Source organism: Sporolactobacillus pectinivorans, from assembly GCF_002802965.1.
GTDB lineage: Bacteria > Bacillota > Bacilli > Bacillales > Sporolactobacillaceae > Sporolactobacillus > Sporolactobacillus pectinivorans.
Genome location: NZ_NXGA01000001.1, coordinates 429,826 through 446,021, shown reverse-complemented (window position 1 = coordinate 446,021; position 16,196 = coordinate 429,826). Strand labels below are relative to the sequence as shown.

9 protein-coding genes and 3 rRNA genes are annotated in these 16,196 nt (G+C 47.3%); 8 read left to right on the top strand and 4 right to left on the bottom strand.

Features of this window, described 5'->3' with window-relative positions; all coding sequences use genetic code 11:
- Positions 1-101 precede the first annotated feature (101 nt).
- From COP04_RS02395 to COP04_RS02360, 6 genes are all read left to right on the top strand, one after another.
- Positions 102-1,652: ribosomal RNA gene (locus COP04_RS02395) — 16S ribosomal RNA — on the top strand.
- 186 nt (positions 1,653-1,838) lie between these two features.
- Positions 1,839-4,769, top strand: a 23S ribosomal RNA gene (locus COP04_RS02390).
- Positions 4,770-4,847: 78 nt separating this feature from the next.
- Positions 4,848-4,964 (top strand): 5S ribosomal RNA (gene rrf / locus COP04_RS02385).
- Together the 16S, 23S and 5S rRNA genes form the textbook arrangement of a ribosomal RNA operon.
- A 1,218-nt stretch (positions 4,965-6,182) precedes the next feature.
- Positions 6,183-6,788, top strand: a complete 606-nt coding sequence (locus tag COP04_RS02370) for a hypothetical protein (RefSeq protein ID WP_100486530.1) — start codon at positions 6,183-6,185, stop codon at positions 6,786-6,788.
- Between the two features lie 205 nt (positions 6,789-6,993).
- A complete protein-coding gene (mobV, locus tag COP04_RS02365) occupies positions 6,994-7,713 on the top strand; it encodes a MobV family relaxase (RefSeq protein ID WP_100486529.1) in 720 nt (239 codons plus the stop codon).
- Positions 7,714-7,827: 114 nt separating this feature from the next.
- Positions 7,828-8,088, top strand: coding sequence for a hypothetical protein (locus tag COP04_RS02360; protein ID WP_100486528.1), 261 nt, complete (start codon positions 7,828-7,830; stop codon positions 8,086-8,088).
- Positions 8,089-8,432: 344 nt separating this feature from the next.
- Here COP04_RS02360 and COP04_RS20870 read toward each other — a convergent pair whose 3' ends face one another.
- From COP04_RS20870 to COP04_RS20665, 4 genes are all read right to left on the bottom strand, one after another.
- Entirely contained in the window at positions 8,433-9,155 is a 723-nt protein-coding gene (locus COP04_RS20870) for a hypothetical protein (protein ID WP_204988008.1), read from the bottom strand.
- 61 nt (positions 9,156-9,216) lie between these two features.
- On the bottom strand, positions 9,217-9,642 hold the full coding sequence (locus tag COP04_RS20090) for an IS110 family transposase (RefSeq protein ID WP_204988007.1): 426 nt from the start codon (positions 9,640-9,642) through the stop codon (positions 9,217-9,219).
- Between the two features lie 1,459 nt (positions 9,643-11,101).
- Complete coding sequence (locus COP04_RS02350; protein WP_100486527.1) at positions 11,102-11,287, bottom strand: IS3 family transposase; 186 nt, start codon at positions 11,285-11,287, stop codon at positions 11,102-11,104.
- 11 nt (positions 11,288-11,298) lie between these two features.
- Positions 11,299-11,622: a helix-turn-helix domain-containing protein gene (locus COP04_RS20665; protein ID WP_100486526.1), complete on the bottom strand. Its 324-nt coding sequence runs from the start codon at positions 11,620-11,622 to the stop codon at positions 11,299-11,301.
- A 570-nt stretch (positions 11,623-12,192) separates the two neighbouring features.
- On the opposite strand from COP04_RS20665, the gene COP04_RS02340 reads away from it, so the two are divergent.
- On the top strand, positions 12,193-13,926 hold the full coding sequence (locus COP04_RS02340; protein ID WP_157800394.1) for an ABC transporter ATP-binding protein: 1,734 nt from the start codon (positions 12,193-12,195) through the stop codon (positions 13,924-13,926).
- On the top strand, positions 13,923-15,797 hold the full coding sequence (locus tag COP04_RS02335; protein ID WP_100486525.1) for an ABC transporter ATP-binding protein: 1,875 nt from the start codon (positions 13,923-13,925) through the stop codon (positions 15,795-15,797). The genes COP04_RS02340 and COP04_RS02335 overlap by 4 nt, the downstream gene beginning before the upstream one ends.
- Positions 15,798-16,196: the final 399 nt, after the last annotated feature.

The following is a 16,196-nucleotide window of genomic DNA, read 5'->3' as shown; positions in this document are numbered from 1 at the left end:
TGATTTAAAGGGTGAAACCCTTAAGTCAATTCAAAATTTTTGCTGAGGATCGACAGAACGAAAAAGAAATAAGCGGAAGCTTCGGCTTCCTGGAAGAGTATTTTTTGGAGAGTTTGATCCTGGCTCAGGACGAACGCTGGCGGCGTGCCTAATACATGCAAGTCGAGCGCACGGAAGGGGGCTTGCCCCCGGAAGTGAGCGGCGGATGGGTGAGTAACACGTGGGCAACCTGCCTGTAAGACGGGGATAACTCCGGGAAACGGGAGCTAATACCGGGTAACACGCTGCACCGCATGGTGCAGGGTTGAAAGATGGTTTCGGCCATCGCTTACAGATGGGCCCGCGGTGCATTAGTTAGTTGGCGGGGCAACGGCCCACCAAGACCGCGATGCATAGCCGACCTGAGAGGGTGATCGGCCACATTGGGACTGAGACACGGCCCAAACTCCTACGGGAGGCAGCAGTAGGGAATCTTCCACAATGGACGAAAGTCTGATGGAGCAACGCCGCGTGAGCGAAGAAGGTTTTCGGATCGTAAAGCTCTGTTGCCGGAGAAGAATGAGTGAGAGAGGAAATGCTCTTGCAGTGACGGTATCCGGCCAGAAAGCCACGGCTAACTACGTGCCAGCAGCCGCGGTAATACGTAGGTGGCAAGCGTTGTCCGGAATTATTGGGCGTAAAGCGCGCGCAGGCGGCTTCCTAAGTCTGATGTGAAATCTTGCGGCTCAACCGCAAGCGGCCATTGGAAACTGGGGAGCTTGAGTACAGAAGAGGAGAGTAGAATTCCACGTGTAGCGGTGAAATGCGTAGAGATGTGGAGGAATACCGGTGGCGAAGGCGGCTCTCTGGTCTGTTACTGACGCTGAGGTGCGAAAGCGTGGGGAGCAAACAGGATTAGATACCCTGGTAGTCCACGCTGTAAACGATGAATGCTAGGTGTTAGGGGGGTCCAACCCCTTAGTGCTGAAGTTAACACATTAAGCATTCCGCCTGGGAAGTACGACCGCAAGGTTGAAACTCAAAGGAATTGACGGGGGCCCGCACAAGCAGTGGAGCATGTGGTTTAATTCGAAGCAACGCGAAGAACCTTACCAGGTCTTGACATCCTTCGACCGCCTGAGAGATCAGGCTTTCCCCTTCGGGGGACGGAGTGACAGGTGGTGCATGGTTGTCGTCAGCTCGTGTCGTGAGATGTTGGGTTAAGTCCCGCAACGAGCGCAACCCTTGACCTTAGTTGCCAGCATTGAGTTGGGCACTCTAGGGTGACTGCCGGTGACAAACCGGAGGAAGGTGGGGATGACGTCAAATCATCATGCCCCTTATGATCTGGGCTACACACGTGCTACAATGGGCGGTACAAAGGGCTGCGAGACCGCGAGGTTGAGCCAATCCCATAAAGCCGCCCCCAGTTCGGATTGCAGGCTGCAACCCGCCTGCATGAAGCCGGAATTGCTAGTAATCGCGGATCAGCATGCCGCGGTGAATCCGTTCCCGGGCCTTGTACACACCGCCCGTCACACCACGAGAGTGGATAACACCCGAAGTCGGTGCGGGAACCTTTATGGACCCAGCCGCCGAAGGTGGGACCCATGATTGGGGTGAAGTCGTAACAAGGTAGCCGTATCGGAAGGTGCGGCTGGATCACCTCCTTTCTAAGGAAAAAGAGACTCAGCGAAGCGTTTGGGCTTTTGTTTGGTTTTGAAGGAAGCATTCCTTCAGACCCGGCGTCCCTTCGGGGGCGTGGGACGATCCTTGAAAACTGGATAACGAAAGAAACAAGCAACAAGTCAAGTCATTCCATAACGACCGAGCATCAAAGATGGCGTCTTTGATCGAGTGGTTAAGTTTTAAAGAGCGCACGGTGGATGCCTTGGCACTGGGAGCCGATGAAGGACGGAACGAACTCCGATAAGCTCCGGGGAGCTGTAAGTCAGCTGAGATCCGGAGATTTCCGAATGGGGGAACCCCCTGCCCGAACGGGCAGGATGGCGCGCTGAATCCATAGGCGCGTCAAGGCAGACCCGGGGAACTGAAACATCTCAGTACCCGGAGGAAGAGAAAGCAAATGCGATTTCCTGAGTAGTGGCGAGCGAAACGGAAACAGCCCAAACCAGGGGGCTTGCCCCCTGGGGTTGTAGGACACTCCACATGGAGTCAGAAAGACGCGCAGCAGGCGAACGGCCTGGAAGGGCCGGCCAGAGAAGGCAAACGCCCTGTAGCCGAAGCGGCGCGTCCTCCGGAGTGGATCCTGAGTACGGCGGGACACGAGAAACCCCGTCGGAAGCAGGGAGGACCGTCTCCCAAGGCTAAATACTCCCCAGTGACCGATAGTGAACCAGTACCGTGAGGGAAAGGTGAAAAGCACCCCGGAAGGGGAGTGAAAGAGATCCTGAAACCGTGTGCTTACAAGTAGTTGGAGCCCCCTTCGGGGGGTGACAGCGTACCTTTTGTAGAATGGACCGGCGAGTGGCGATTCTAAGCTAGGTTAAGCTGAAGAGGCGGAGCCGCAGCGAAAGCGAGTCTGAAGAGGGCGAATGAGTTTAGGGTTGCCGACCCGAAACCGTGTGATCTACCCATGTCCAGGGTGAAGTTCAGGTAACACTGAATGGAGGCCCGAACCCACGCATGTTGAAAAATGCGGGGATGAGGTGTGGGTAGGGGTGAAATGCCAATCGAACACGGAGATAGCTGGTTCTCCCCGAAATAGCTTTAGGGCTAGCCTCGGACGCGTGAGGCCTGGAGGTAGAGCACGGATTGAATAAGGGGTCCCCACAGGATTACCGAGTTCAGTCAAACTCCGAATGCCAGGCGCTTACGTCCGGGAGTCAGACGGCGAGTGATAAGATCCGTCGTCGAAAGGGAAACAGCCCAGACCGCCGACTAAGGTCCCCAAGTGTGTGTTAAGTGGGAAAGGATGTGGCGTTGCCCAGACAACCAGGATGTTGGCTCAGAAGCAGCCACCATTTAAAGAGTGCGTAATAGCTCACTGGTCGAGTGGCGCTGCGCCGAAAATGTAACGGGGCTCAAACACAGCACCGAAGTCGCGGATGACCCGATGGGTCATGGTAGGGGAGCGTTCCAAGGGCGTAGAAGGTTCACCGGAAGGTGGGCTGGAGCGCTTGGAAGTGAGAATGCCGGTATGAGTAACGAAAAGAGGAGTGAGAATCTCCTCCGTCGAAAGCCTGAGGTTTCCTGAGGAAGGTTCGTCCGCTCAGGGTTAGTCGGGACCTAAGCCGAGGCCGAGAGGCGTAGGCGATGGACAACAGGTGGAAAGTCCTGTACCGCCAAGACACGTTTGAGTGATGGGGGGACGCAGGAAGGCAAGGCCAGCGCACGGATGGAAGAGTGCGTTCAAGCCGTGAGGCCGGCAGCGAGGCAAATCCCGCTGCAGGAAGCCGAGCGGTGATGAGGAGGGAAATAGAGTACCGAAGGGCCTGTACCTACACTGCCAAGAAAAGCCTCTAGCGAGTGTCACGGCGCCCGTACCGAAACCGACACAGGTGGGCTAGAAGAGAATTCTCAGACGCTCGGGAGAACTCTCGTTAAGGAACTCGGCAAAATCACCCCGTAACTTCGGGAGAAGGGGTGCTCGACGGGCCTTCGGGCCCAGAGAGCCGCAGTGAAAAGATCCAAGCGACTGTTTATCAAAAACACAGGTTTCTGCGAAACCGCAAGGTGAAGTATAGGGGCTGACACCTGCCCGGTGCTGGAAGGTTAAGAGGAGAGGTCATCCCTTCGGGGAGCCGCTTTGAATCGAAGCCCCAGTAAACGGCGGCCGTAACTATAACGGTCCTAAGGTAGCGAAATTCCTTGTCGGGTAAGTTCCGACCCGCACGAAAGGTGTAACGATTTGGATACTGTCTCAACGAGAGACCCGGTGAAATTATAGTACCTGTGAAGATGCAGGTTACCCGCGACAGGACGGAAAGACCCCATGGAGCTTTACTGCAGCTTGATATTGGATGTGGGTATCGTTTGTACAGGATAGGCAGGAGCCAGAGAAGCCGGACCGCTAGGTTCGGGGGAGGCGCCCGTGGGATACTGCCCTGACGATACCGGCATTCTAACCCGGGACCGTGATCCGGTCCGGAGACAGTGTCTGGTAGGCAGTTTGACTGGGGCGGTCGCCTCCTAAAAGGTAACGGAGGCGCCCAAAGGTTCCCTCAGAATGGTTGGAAATCATTCGCAGAGTGTAAAGGCACAAGGGAGCTTGACTGCGAGACCCACAAGTCGAGCAGGGACGAAAGTCGGGCTTAGTGATCCGGTGGCACCGCATGGAAGGGCCATCGCTCAACGGATAAAAGCTACCCTGGGGATAACAGGCTTATCTCCCCCAAGAGTTCACATCGACGGGGAGGTTTGGCACCTCGATGTCGGCTCATCGCATCCTGGGGCTGAAGTAGGTCCCAAGGGTTGGGCTGTTCGCCCATTAAAGCGGTACGCGAGCTGGGTTCAGAACGTCGTGAGACAGTTCGGTCCCTATCCGTCGCGGGCGTTGGAAATTTGAGAAGAGCTGTCCTTAGTACGAGAGGACCGGGATGGACACACCGCTGGTGTTCCAGTTGTTCCGCCAGGAGCAGACGCTGGGTAGCTATGTGTGGCCGGGATAAGTGCTGAAAGCATCTAAGCATGAAGCCCCCTTCAAGATGAGATTTCCCATGGTTTCAAACCAGTAAGGCCCCTCAGAGATGATGAGGTAGATAGGTCTGGAGTGGAAGCGCGGTGACGCGTGGAGCGGACAGATACTAATCGGCCGAGGGCTTAACCCAGACGGTCAGTCTGTGGAAGACAAGGCGCTTGTTTCGTTCGTTACCGGTTTTGAAGGCTCGTTCGAGCCGGGTATTTAGTCTGGCGGTTATAGCGAAGAGGTCACACCCGTTCCCATCCCGAACACGGCCGTTAAGCTCTTCTGTGCCGATGGGGGTGGGGGGCTGTCCCCCTGTGAGAGTAGGTCACTGCCAGGCAAATGAATACAAGAAGCATTTTCCGGAAACGGAGAATGCTTCTTGTCGTACCCGGAATATTTATCACTAAGCTCCTCACATTNAATGAATACAAGAAGCATTTTCCGGAAACGGAGAATGCTTCTTGTCGTACCCGGAATATTTATCACTAAAGAAAGCTCCTCACATTAGCCCAAGCACTTCGCAAGACTCAATCAGTCGATGAATGCCGTAAAATTGCTGACGACTAAGTCCAATTACTTGTAAGTGTTACTGGTGATGACGAAGTGGCAAATGGCACGTTCGATGTCATGGCTAAGTGGCATATTAGTTTGAAAAATTACGTGATTTTGTAATTGAAAATAGAATTGATGCAGAATGATAATAGTTTCTTAAAAACGTTCCATTATTTGGTAATAACGCAAAAAAATTGCGTGGTTACCGCAAAAAAATTTCGGTGAAAGAATAATAGAAAGATGTTACTATTAGGAATATCCTAGGATCTTATGATTGATTGTATATCTGGTATCTGGTGAAAGAAAAGACTGTGATTTCAGCTGACGGTTGAGGTTTACGAAAATTAAAGGTTTTTTTAATCTCGATAAAGAAAGGAGGAGCCTATGAATTATACGCCATTGATAGGTATCATACTGATTGTAATCGGAGGATTGGTGTTTTCGATTCGGATGCGAAAGCGACTAAAGCCGTATAACAAGTATCTTATTGTGGCTTCATGTATTGCTGTATTTGCGATCACATTTCCATTGTTTCAGTTTACATTTCTTTCGTTTCTGGTGATTGTTTTGATTGTATCGTTGATTATCGAACATCGTATAAACAAGGCTCGATAGTATATTTTATTATAAAATTGTAAACAACATAAAGTTAAATGATAGGGGATGAACACTTGAAATATTTCGAACTATTAGAATGTTCTATCAAATCATTGTTTGTGTTTTTCTTTTTTTTATTTATAAATAGAGCACTATTTTTAGCGGAAAATCCAGATTTTGTTTTAAATCAGCCCAACGCAGTTTACAAGTGGTTATCCAGTAATTTAGGAATTATTAATGTAGCTACATTTGCACCGCTAATTATTTCTGCTGTGTTTCTTGTCATATATATTTATCTTGAAATTAAAAAGCCCGATTAAAGATCCGGAGTAGAAATTTGTCTACTTTCAGCATGCGCAACGTTCACATCGACTATTTTGACGCTTTAGAAAGGAGAAACAACAAATTGAAAAAAGTATTTTTTATTTCAACACTGTTGGCCATTTTTTTAATCGCAACAAGTTCCGTTACAGAGGCGTATGCCTCAGGTTCTGTTGACTATGAAAAAGCACCACTGGTAAATCTGAACAACGACGGCAACTTCTATAGACCTGTTGATGAAAATAGCTCATCACATTTTAGTCCACAAATAATTGTTTATTATTATGAGTGGAAAATTACTGGTAAAAAATACACTGCAACCCATTATAGTGGTTGGAGAGCAGGTCCTTCTGGAGATGGACCTGCTACATTAACCTTAAGCGACTCTACTTCTGTAGATAGAGGATTTACTAATACAATATCAGGGCAATATCCTGTAGGAGCAGGAACAATTGCCGCTTCTTTAGGAGTTACACTTAATGTAACCAAGACTTATGGTACAAGTTATTCCATCTATATTCCCAACAAGGTACACAGGCAAATTATTTTTCGTTCAGTATATAATGTATACACTGTAACACAACGAGAATATATGGTACTTGGTGGAACTGGAGCGGCCCCAGTTCCTATGAATAACTATAAAACAGCAACAGTAAATGTTTTCAGTCATTGGGATTACAGTTGGAGATAAGTATGGATTTTAAAAAGGCTTTGTGAGGAATTTTTAAATTCCTCACAAAGCCTTTTTTGTCAGAGTAGTGATTGGACATCACTCCCTGCCGAAGGCAAGCCCTGGCTTTTGCCGGGAGAGCCTCGCAGAGCGCAAGCTCCACGGAGTGAAGTATATTTACCTATACTTTACTTGGAAGAGCTGCCGAAAAAAGAGATGCTCGTTCATGGCTTTTGTGGTGTGTCATATGGAAAAGTACGGTGCCGGAAACTTGGGCAGCTTGCAACGGCACAATCAACGAGAAACGGAAAATCACGCGAACAAGGACATCAACACGCAATACTCCTATTTGAACTATGGCCTGGTCAACGCGTATGAAATTTCTTACCCGAATAAAATCGACACCCGAATTGTCGAAGGGGTCGAGACCAACCAGGCCATTCGGAAAGATGCGGTAAGGGTGTGCCGCTTCATTGTTAGCGCCAGTCCGGAACTGTTCGATGATCCGGAAAGAAGCAGCTATATCCTTGACCCAATGGAAGCAAGAGCGAGTGGAAAGGCCGCTCAGTATTTTCAGGCAGCCACGGATTTTTTCAAAGAGCGATATGGTGAAAAAAACGTGGTGTTTGCTTCGGTTCATCTGGACGAAACTACGCCTCACATGCATTTAGGCGTGGTACTGATCACGGCCGACCATAAGCTGTCGGCCAAGCGGATTTTCAATCATAAGGAGCTTCAGGACTTGCAGAAAGCTCTACCGGAGCACCTGCAGCAACAGGGCTTCGACGTGGAAAAAAGGCAATCGAGAAATGAGCACTTGGACGAATTAGACTACAAGGCGAAGCAGGCAGAAATCCGTGCAGAATTAGCGCAGGAAAAGGCTGTCGAGGCCGAAAAAACGCTGGTTGAAAAAAGAGCAGCCTGGCTGAAACAGAAAAGGCTGTGAATGCACTGATCAGCACTGGAGCGCAGAAACAGCGGGATATCAAAAAGGTGACGAAGGTACTGGCTTGTACGAGCGGCTCAGGAAATTCAGCTCACAGCGCAGCATACAGCAGCCTTGCAGACGGTTCAGAAGATCACGACTCAGATCGAGGAATCCACGGAAACCTTGGGCGAATTACAGACGTCGATCGCCCGTGAAGAAAAGAATCTCAGCACGGTTAAGGCAGCTACCGAAAAAACCGGTATGCTGGGTGACCGGCTTCACCGCATTCCGGTGAAGTACAAAACAGTGTGTGTCCTCAGAAACAGTCGTGAGGTCGCCGTATTGGACCGAAAAGACCTTCGAGGCTTTTTTTTTGGTGGCAAAAGCGAGTGAAACGTTTAGAAACCAATCTGATCGGCTTGAGAGGGAAAACAAAGAGCTGATCCAGAGAAATACACGCATGGACATTTCTCGTAAATTCAAGCATCAACCCACCTGTGAGGGTACAAATGTCGTGGAGTGGTTTGACCGGGTGAAGGGTTCATACTACGAAGACTTAGAACACTTGGAAATGCGCTGATTGCGTCTTTTTTCTACCATTAGTCAAGCCCTTGAGTAAAATAATTGGTGGATGGAGAAATTCTCAAGGACTTCCGTGCAAAAAAATGTATACCAAACTAGGCCTGACTAGGTGTCTTTTTTCAGCCAGACGATTATGATATAAAGGTACAGATAGGCTATCTTCTGGTGGCGAGGCCATAGTCATACGTTTGATTATGCGTCACTAGGAAGTATACGGTCCGAATCAATCGATGTACCGCCGCAATGGCAATCTTCTTGGAACTGGTGCCGGGGGATTGCTTTTTGCGTTGGTAATAATCATTAATGTGATTGGGATGATAGCGGGCGACGGAAGCAATAGTCCCGATGGATCGGTACAGGATTTTCCGTGCCAGGGCATCACCCCGCTTACTAATAGTATCGGCAGCGTGTACTGACCAGACTCGTAGTGACGAAGGTCGATGCCGATGTAGGCGTTGATTTGATTCGGATAATCGAAGCGGCGCAGATCCCCCCAGTTCAGCGATGACCGGTACGGCCGTTGTGACCGCAAAGTCAGGCAAACTGAGATAAATGGAGTATTCCGGGAGCGTTTCGGCTCGCTGTTTCATCTCCTCAATCACCGCTTTTCGCTGGGCGGAGAGCATTAGAATCTGATCGGCCCAGTAGACAGCCTGTTTCACCACTGGCGAGTCGTTGGGGACGGCCGGATAAGAGCGTGCTGCACATAGGATCAACTGTTTGACCAACCGCTCGGTACGCTGACGTCCGATGTGTTTCGGCGTGGACTGGAGGATCTGTTCTGTCACTTTGACAAGTGAATGATCGCAAACCATCTGTGGCTGGGGGAATATTTTGACTAAATGATAGTAGAGCGGTTCAGTATGGCTCAGAGTCATTCGTTCCCATTCAGGGAAGGTAAGCTGTAAAACGCGGTGAAGCCGGTTCTTCGCCTGAACGTTATCGCTCGTGAGCTGCTTGATAGAAGCGGTGAAGATCCTTCAGTTGGGCGTACACCGGCGCCTGAACATCCGTCTGCGGTCGGTTCAGTTGGAATTCGGTTTCGGCTAGCCGGCGAGCATCGTTCGAATCTGTTTTATTCGGATGGAGTCGATCCATCTGCATCTTCGCCAGAAGCGGATTCAGTTGTGTATACCGATAGCCGTGATCATCCAGTAAGGCTTTCAGACGACGGGAATACACACCGGTCGCTTCGAAAATAATGGCCGGTATCTGAGCGAATTTTTGAATGGTCGACACGAGACTTTGAAAGCCGATAGCGTCATTGGTGATTTTAAAATGATCAACAAGCTGACGATCGGTCATCACCGCTACTTCCGAGGTCTGTGAACTTATATCAAGACCAATTACTGCTTTTGTTTTCAATTCCAATCCCTTCTTATCATGATTTGAAGCTTTTCACCGTACATTTCACCCATCTCATTTTCAAAACACGACTTCTGGAGTCCCACATACTTAGAACAGACTGCAGTGAAACCGGTGAAGCGGCCCGTTTTTGTTTCGGCATCCAGTGCCCAAAAGACCCGCGGCCTTATGCTTCACCACCACTATAAAACAAAAGTGGTGCAGGAAATACCGTCGCACTTCTCTGCACCATTAAGGTTAGTATGTTTTTTATGAGCTCAAATAAGGTCAGCCACTTAGATAGACAAATTTTCTTCAGTCAGTCTGCTATATTAAGAGAGTCGCTTGCATAAAGGTCTGCCTTTGGCTTCCTTAACCACGCAATTTTTTTGCGTGGTTTTGCGGAGATCGCGCAATTTTTTTGCGGTCACCACGCAACAAGTTTTCGGTGAAAGAATACTAAGAAAGAGTTACCATTAAAATATCATAAGGCAAGAGTATATTTATCCCGTAGTACACTTCAACATATAGGCACAGGCGTTACTATTGGAGGTATTTGGATTCCACAACCAATTGTTGCTAAAATTGTTAGTACTCTAGGAGTTGCTATTGGTATTGCACCAGGTGGAATTAGATTTGATGTGAACATATGGTTGGTAGAGCTTGGAACCCTTTCAGGCGCTGGTGAACTTAATGGTATTAGCAACATACATTGGCAATGATTAGAGAGGATTAATTATGGAAAAGGGTTTCCTACTTCTTAGAATAGCCATAACTATCATCGCTGTTTTTCTTCTTACAATTTCGTATTTCAACATAATTTCTGCATCAACAGTATATCGAATAGTTATTCCTATGTGCATCTTGTATATTGTATTTGTGCCAACGGGTAAAAAAAAATAATTATGTAAAAAAGCCTCCTACTTACTTCTAGTCAGTATTGAGGAGACAATGATTTCTTCTAAGCCTGTCAAGCTTTATTTCAAGAAACAAATTTTTAATGAAACAGAGCTACCCTTGTGCCAGCATGGGTCGGCTCTTTTTTGGCCGACAGCCCCGAGGTGGCGAAGTTGGTAGGGAGTTTATATAAAATATATTTACTATTTACCACCCATGGGGCCGGGTACTTATGAAAATTATGAGGTATATTATAAGTGAAATATAAGTGAAAAATTTTTAGAAACTAGGTGGTGATTGCAATGAGAGTGTTCTCTGGTGCCTTTTATTATACGATTATTGGAGCTTTGATCGTGGCTTGGCTTTTAACTAAATATGTTTTTAAGCTTAGTTCATTGGTGACTGATGCTATCCTTATAGTTGAGCTTATTGTTGCTTTTGTTTTAACATTTGGTGGTCGATATCGAAAAAAAAGTTAAAAGATGTAAGTTTCTTGAAATAAGAAAGATTGATTGGGCTTGTTGAAAAACCCACACCTTGCACCAGCATGGGTGATCTGAACCCCAAAAGTTGGACATAGTTTTTAAGCTGCTTGCTCGGTAGTCGAAATCCGGTAGTCAATCGGACTCAGGCCACCGAGCTTTTCTTTGATTCTGGTTTTATTATAGTACTTAATCCATTCACGCATGGCCGTTTCCAGTTCTTCCCGAGTCTGATAGTTATGAGCATTTACTGTATCAGCCTTCATGATGTGAAAGAAACTTTCCATCTAGGCATTGTCTAAGTGGAAGGGGAGTAAATATTGAAGTGACAGGCGGTATTATCGAGTGATGAATGGTTCTCCTCCATCCACTTTAATACTTTTAATTTAAATTGTAAGGTATAACATTCCGTTCTTCGATCATAACTTTTGATTCCTGATAGACCGTTTGTCTGATAATGATGGACCCAATTTAAAACTGTTTTCTTGGAAGGAATATGATATTTATGGCACAACGACGTACTCCCCATTCCACCAAGATACTCACTGACTACCTTAAGCTTAAAATCGTTTGAATACCTTGTCGTAGTAAAACCCCCTGAAGTTGGATTTTTATTGTCCAACTTCAGGGGGTCATTTCACAGGGGTGGTTTTGATTGATGTGAAGCTCTCCGGCAATTTCTATAGGTTTATAAAAGTGCATCTTCATTCATTTCCCAACTTATCGACTGCGGAAGAACACAGGATGCGAAACATCGAAGTGCCACGCTAATGTCCGATCAAAAGGTATGTATGTTATAAACGATACTCAGATTATACCCTGTCACTTGCATGGATGCTGTAGTATGAAATATGTAGATTGATACCTCGCCGTAACAGCTGGGAATAGGGGGACAGGGTATAAAGAATATTTCACATGGAGTTCCAGAATCAAGCCTGTGTTTTTGCATGGTTGTTGAGTAGCATAATGTTTTTTCTACCAGCTGTGATAAAATCAAACTATCAAAACGAACAATATGGCTGTTTGACTTCTTATTCTGAAATGATCAGACGTTGACGATGAAATCTGTTGAAAAAAATTGTTCATCCCGGGTTCACAAATGTGAATTATACTGAAAAAATGCTGTATGACATCTATACTTAGTAGTTCGTTGCCATTTTAAAAAAAGTTTTTCTGAATGGGAGATGAGAAAGTGATTCGCCTGTCAAAATATTTAAAGCCCTACATGTGGTCAGCCATTTTTTCTGTCATTTTTGTTTTTCTGCAATCGATGGCCAATCTTTATCTTCCGACACTGATGTCGGATATTGTGGATACAGGAATTGTCAAAGGTGATATGCCCTATATCTATAAAATGGGTCTCTGGATGTTACTTGTGACACTGATTGCCGGCGCATTCACAGTGATCGCCAATTATCTGGCTTCCAGAGTCGCGTCCGGGTTTGGCCGTGATGTGCGGGACAGCATGTTTGCACATGTTGAAACTTTCTCATTAAAAGAATTCGATCAAGTCGGCACAAGTTCACTGATTACGAGAACGACTAACGATATCGCACAAATTGAGCAGGTTTATATGATGATACTCAAGATGATGACCATGGCTCCGTTAATGCTCATTGGCGGCATTATTATGGCGGTGTACAAGGATGCCAAGCTTTCTCTGGTTCTCGTTGTTACGCTGCCGCTGCTGATTGTCGGAATTGTGGTGTTGGCTAAAAAAGGAATTCCATTTTTTAAGGTCATTCAAAAGAAAATGGACCGGTTGAATCTGGTGCTGCGTGAAGAACTGACCGGCATCCGCGTCATTCGGTCTTTTAACCGGACAAAACATGAAATAAACAGATTTGATATGGCAAATCGGGATATCACTGAGACATCGATCAAAATCAATCAGATTATGGCCGCGGCCATTCCGCTGATGATGTTGATTATGAATCTGTCGACGGTCGCGATTGTCTGGTTTGGTGGGCTAAGAATCAATAGCGGGAACATGCAGGTCGGTGATCTTATGGCTTTTATTCAATACGCGATGCAGATTATGTTCTCCATCCTGATGGGCGCGATGATGTTCATCATGATACCAAGGGCGCAGGTTTCAGCGGTCCGCGTCAATGAAGTGCTTGATCTGCAGCCGGATATTGTCGATGTTGCTGTACGTCCGGGAAAACCGGATATGGAAAGTGAGCGAAGCGTGTCATTCAGCGATGTCACGTTCGCCTATCCGGGCGCAGAAAAGCCGGCATTGTCCCATATCTCGTTTACTGCGCGCTCTGGTGAAACGACGGCAATCATAGGAGGAACCGGCGCTGGAAAATCGACGCTGCTCAATCTTATTCCGAGATTTTTTGATGCGGTCAGCGGTACGGTCCGAATTGACGGCAGAGATGTCAGGGATATTCCACTAGAAGAGCTCCGGGCGAAGATCGGCTATGTTCCACAAAAAGCGATACTGTTCACCGGAACGGTTGCCGAGAATATCCGTTATGGAAATGATCAGGCAACAGATGAGGATGTCAGAGAAGCCGCACGCGTTGCGCAAGCCGATGAGTTTATCGGGGAAATGAGCGAAAGCTACCAGTCGCAGATTGCCCAGGGAGGGAAAAATGTCTCCGGCGGCCAGAAGCAGCGGCTGGCTATTGCCCGGGCGCTGGCCAGAAAAGCAGAGATCATTCTTCTGGACGACAGCTTCTCGGCACTTGATTATCGCACGGATGCTCGGCTGCGGGCGGAACTGGCAAGGAAAACAAAAAAATCGGTTCTGATCATTGTCGCCCAGCGCGTGAGCACGGTCCTCCATGCGGACAGGATTATTGTTCTGGACGATGGCAATATTGTCGGGATTGGCACACATGATGAATTAATGGCATCATGTCCGGTTTATCAGGAAATTGTCGCATCTCAGCTGAAAAAGGAGGAACTGGCATGAGTGAGGAAGAAAAAAGGAGCCAGGGTCCCCGAGGAGGATTTGGCGGACATGGCAGAATGCGCATGCCGGTTCAGAAACCCAAGCACTTTAAAAAAACATTTAACCGGCTGATGACTTATCTGAAACCGCATATGTACGTCATTATTGCCGTCTTTGCAGCTGCTCTATTAAGTACAGTTTTCACCATTATTGCTCCGAAATTGATGGGTAATGCAACGACAAGGCTTTTTCAGGGTATGATGATGAAACTGCATGGTGTGCCGGGAGCACATGTTGATTTTGGATACATCTGGAATATTGTTGTTACACTGGTTATTTTATATGTACTTAGCTCATTGTTCACTTATGTGATGCAGTACCTGATGAGCGGAGTCTCCCAAAAAATGGTCTATAAATTGCGCGGACAGATTAATGAAAAACTAGCCCGGCTGCCTGTCAGTTATTTCGATTCGCATCCATACGGGGATGTGCTCAGCCGCGCCGTTAACGATTCGGAAAATATCAGTAACACGCTTCAGCAAAGCCTGACCACATCGATCACCTCGATTGTCACGCTCCTTGGTGTGATTGTGATGATGCTGACGATCAGTCCGCTGCTCAGTGCAGTTATACTTCTGACGATTCCACTTAGCATTGTGGGCATCATGATGATTACGAAACGTTCGCAAGGCTTTTTTAAACAGCAGCAGGCGCAGATCGGCGACCTGAACGGGCATGTTGAGGAGATGTTCACAGGCCATCAGGTTGTTAAAGCGTTTGGAAGGGAAAAACAATCGGTTGTTAAGTTTCACAAGATAAATAGCCAGCTTTATCATTCCGCATGGAAGGCACAGTTTCTGTCCGGCATCATGATGCCAATGATGATGTTTGTCGGCAATATCGGTTATGTTCTGATCTCGGTAGTCGGCGGCATACTGGTCATCAAACGGTCGATACAGATCGGAGATATTCAGGCATTTATACAGTACGCCCGCCAGTTTGGCCAGCCGTTGAATCAGATCGCGAATATCTCTAATATTATACAATCGACGGTTGCCTCGGCCGAACGTCTTTTTGAAATTCTGGATGAAACGGAAGACATACCAGATAGAGAGCATGCGCTCGTCCTCAGGGAACCGCAGGGCAATGTCCGATTCGACCATGTTTCATTCCGGTATAAAGACGACCAGCCGCTGATTGAGCAGATGAATATCGATGTGAAGGCCGGTCAGTCCGTCGCTATTGTGGGTCCGACCGGTGCCGGGAAAACCACGCTGGTCAACTTGCTGATGCGTTTCTATGATTGCCGCGAAGGCCAAATCACCGTTGACGGCATTGACATCAGGGATCTGAAGCGGGAACATCTGCATCATCTCTTTGGCATGGTGCTGCAGGATACCTGGCTGTTTCAGGGAACAATCCGTGAAAATATTGCTTACGGACGCGAGGGTGCCGTTGAAAAAGAAATCATACAGGCATCCGAAGCGGCGCATGCCGATCATTTTATCCGTACGCTGCCGGATGGCTATGAAACGGTGCTCAATGAAGAGGGGAGCAACATTTCACAAGGACAGAAACAGCTCCTGACAATTGCCCGGGCGATTCTTGCCGATCCGGTCATCCTGATACTTGACGAAGCGACCAGCAGTGTGGATACCCGGACGGAAGCACACATTCAGAAAGCGATGCAGACGTTAATGAAAAATCGGACCAGCTTTGTCATCGCGCACCGTCTCTCGACAATCAAAGAAGCAGATCTGATCCTCGTGATGAATCACGGACGCGTGATTGAGCAAGGCACTCATGAAACGCTGCTCGAAGCAAAAGGTTTTTATGCCGATCTTTATAACAGTCAATTTGCTACAGCTGATGCGCAGCAGCAAATCGGCTGACAGTAGTTCAGTCATTCATTACGGAAAAAACGGGCTTGAAGCCCGTTTTTTTATACCTCGAATGATATTCCGAAAAAATATTTTTTTTAATTTTGTGTTTTAGAGTCTGTTCAAATTTGGGTGCTGAATGGATATCAATATAAGAAGCAATTACCCTTCATGACTTTTTCCCTCCCATTTCCTATATTGGAACCGTAATGAGTCCTTTCTTCTGCTCTCTTCAAAATTAAAATCGCATTTTTTGAACAGCCTTTGATAAGAAATTTATAGAAATTAAGATGAAATTAAGAAATTTGCCGGCTGATTGTGCTTAAATAATGATGGCACAACAAGGAAGGTAGGTTTATAATTTGTCAACGAGTAAAAAAACAAGCAGTCTATCACACGGGCCGCTGGATG

Coding starts and splice junctions, on each gene's coding strand:
- mobV (WP_100486529.1), top strand. CDS start 6,994: ATGGCTTTTGTGGTGTGTCATATGGAAAAGTACGGTGCCGGAAACTTG.
- COP04_RS20870 (WP_204988008.1), bottom strand. CDS start 9,155: ATGACTCTGAGCCATACTGAACCGCTCTACTATCATTTAGTCAAAATA.
- COP04_RS02350 (WP_100486527.1), bottom strand. CDS start 11,287: ATGGAAAGTTTCTTTCACATCATGAAGGCTGATACAGTAAATGCTCAT.
- COP04_RS02335 (WP_100486525.1), top strand. CDS start 13,923: ATGAGTGAGGAAGAAAAAAGGAGCCAGGGTCCCCGAGGAGGATTTGGC.